The following is a 2433-nucleotide window of genomic DNA, read 5'->3' on the forward strand; positions in this document are numbered from 1 at the left end:
TTCCTCTCGGGCGGTGGCTTCCTTGCCGAGGGCATCGATCTGCGTGGTCAGCCTGGCCCGCTGGCGCTCGCGCCCTTGCGCCAGGATCTCCTCCATCACGTGCGCAGACTTACCCCCGAACTCCAAGTCCGCCAACATCTCCCGCGTCTGCTCTTGTTCCTTTTCCCGCACATCCTCCAGCGCTCGAGACACGTCCGAGTGGGCGTCGCGCAACTCGCGAGTCGGAAACGACGCACCATCAGCTTTCGCCACGGCGATCGCTTTGGAATTCGCTCCTACAACCCGGGCGATATCCCTTTTCCGCGCATCGAGTTCTTTTCGTTCCCGCTGCTTACGCTCTCGTTCTTGTGTCTCTCGTTCTTGTGTCTCCCGCTCGGTGCGTTCTTTCGCTTCTCGCGCCTGCACGATCGCTCGAATGTTGTTCAGGCGCTTGCGAGCGCGGTCTCTTCGGTGCAGCTCGTAGCCGGAGACCAACTCCAACTGTTGGACACCGGGGGTCAGTTGCCTCCCGAGCTGCATAGCTCGTTCGGTCAACTCGCGAGGGGTGACGACGAAGCGGAAGTTCAGCTGTTCGCGCATCTGCTTCACCAGGTCGCGGAATTCTCCCGGTGCCTGCGCGAGCGGAGTTGCCGACACCCACTCGCCGGAACGGTAGACCTCCTTCTCCAGCAACTCCTTGTGCTTGCGCAGCTGCTCGAGCGATCGGCCGTCGATCCGGCCCGACTTGTACTCCCGGAACGCGCGGAGCTCCTCGTTGACGTACACGCGAGCCTGGTCCAGCCGCTGATTGGTGGACGGCTCGACATACTCACGGACCCAACCATTTTCACGATTCTCGCGCCGGATTTCCGCCATTCCGCGGTGGTAATGCTCGCCGCGGGCGTTGTTCTCGCGCCCCTGCGCCGTCGCGGCCTCGTCCGCGCGACGCATCCGTTCTCGTTCTTCCATGCGCCGTCTGCCAGCATCAGACACCTCGCGCACACCCCCGGGCCGAAACCAGATAGCAAGCAGCGGAACGGATTACGTGCAGCGACCAGCTACGACTGATCGGAGTTCTGCACCTCGTCCAGCATCGCCTTGGCCAGGATCAAGGTGGCTGTCCCGGTGAACCCGCCGAAGCCGTACATCACGGTGTAGGACACGAGATAACCGGCCGTGTAGCTGCTACTGTCACCGCTCTCGGCAGTGAAGGCCACCGCGGGCTCGATACCCTCGTACAGCGACACATACTCGAGGTCGTCGGTCCACTCGCGTGTCTGGCTGTACCGTGCCTGGTCGTACCACTGCGCGCCCGCGTACCGCACGAAGCACTCACCGACGAAGCACACGAGCTGATCAGCGAGATCAGCATTCTCGGGCGCCGTGGCGGTCTCGATATCCGGGAACACCTCCGCGATGACCTCGCCGATCCGGCTGGCTTCCGCCGACTCGAACTCCCACGCCTGTTCCGGCAGATCTGGCAATCCGATGCGGTCGAGGAACTTCCGCAGCTGGCCCCCTCGCCGGTCCGGATCCACCCACCTCGCCCACGCCGTCCGCTCCACGGGCACACCCAGATCCATGCCCAGCTGCTCGTCCTCGCCCATCCCCACTCCTGACTCTCAGCCGCCCGAGCGCAAGCCCAGCCAGCATAGATCAGCGCACCGACACCTCAACCGGCACCGAAAACCGACACGCAGCACGCACGCGGGAGTGTGCCGTGCGTGTCCATCGAGGTGGCCAGACTCATTATGTGCGGTGTCGGCTTCTGCGAGCACGGCTCGGCATTTGCAGATCATGCTCGCCGACACACTCCGGATGCTCGACGACACTACGAGACCCACACCCCGAACCTGAAGGCCCGACTGCCAGGCAGCCGAGGGGATCGGTGGGGGATCCACGCAATCTGTGGGATGGTCTCAGCCGCCAGACCGCGTTGATCATGCCGTCGCCTTGTGCATTGCCGGGAGGATGGGAGGTGGTGGCATTCGGGCAGGCATCGTGTACGGGTCGAAGGTGACGATCAGCCCTTCCAGTGCCCGCTGGAACGCCCCAGAACGCCACTTCAGCTCACCATCCAGATGCATTTCCGGAAGAGCATCGATGAGCTGGTCGACCGCGCCCTGCGCGATCAGATACGCGGTCGACGTCGCGGGGCACATGTGCGGGCCCGCGCCCCAGGCCAGGTGCGAACGATTCCCGAAACGATCTCCTTGGATCTGAGGATCGTTGTTGGCTGCCGTGCCGTGGCTGGCAGCACGGGCTGCGCCGGTCGATGGGAGCGACCGGAATCTGTTGGGACAACAGCCCTTCCGAATCACTGTGGTCGAGTTTCAAACACGAGCACTACTACCGGCACACCTACGCCACGAAGGCCGAACTCGTTGTCTCGGTTGACAAGTGGATGAACTTCTACAACACTACCCGGCGGCATTCCGCGATCGGGAACCAAAG

The 2433-nt window shown here is 63.4% G+C and carries 4 protein-coding genes; 1 reads left to right on the forward strand and 3 read right to left on the reverse strand.

All coding sequences use genetic code 11. From position 1 onward, the window contains the following. From ON40_RS34530 to ON40_RS53755, 3 genes are all read right to left on the reverse strand, one after another. Nucleotides 1-930 (reverse strand): hypothetical protein (locus tag ON40_RS34530; protein ID WP_040829459.1); only part of this gene is annotated, 930 nt, incomplete at its 3' end. A gap of 107 nt (nt 931-1037) precedes the next feature. Next, nucleotides 1038-1586: a hypothetical protein gene (locus tag ON40_RS34535; protein ID WP_040829461.1), complete on the reverse strand. Its 549-nt coding sequence runs from the start codon at nt 1584-1586 to the stop codon at nt 1038-1040. A gap of 333 nt (nt 1587-1919) precedes the next feature. Next, complete coding sequence (locus tag ON40_RS53755; protein WP_040829462.1) at nt 1920-2141, reverse strand: hypothetical protein; 222 nt, start codon at nt 2139-2141, stop codon at nt 1920-1922. A 101-nt stretch (nt 2142-2242) separates the two neighbouring features. On the opposite strand from ON40_RS53755, the gene ON40_RS56265 reads away from it, so the two are divergent. Then, a partial coding sequence (locus ON40_RS56265; protein ID WP_444543727.1) for an integrase core domain-containing protein occupies nt 2243-2433 on the forward strand: 191 nt, incomplete at its 3' end.

Source organism: Nocardia jiangxiensis NBRC 101359, assembly GCF_000308615.1.
Taxonomy (GTDB): Bacteria; Actinomycetota; Actinomycetes; order Mycobacteriales; family Mycobacteriaceae; genus Nocardia; species Nocardia jiangxiensis.

Excerpts from the sequence above, each read along its gene's own strand:
- ON40_RS34535 (WP_040829461.1), bottom strand. The coding sequence starts at position 1,586 with ATGGGCGAGGACGAGCAGCTGGGCATGGATCTGGGTGTGCCCGTGGAG.
- ON40_RS53755 (WP_040829462.1), bottom strand. The coding sequence starts at position 2,141 with ATGTGCCCCGCGACGTCGACCGCGTATCTGATCGCGCAGGGCGCGGTC.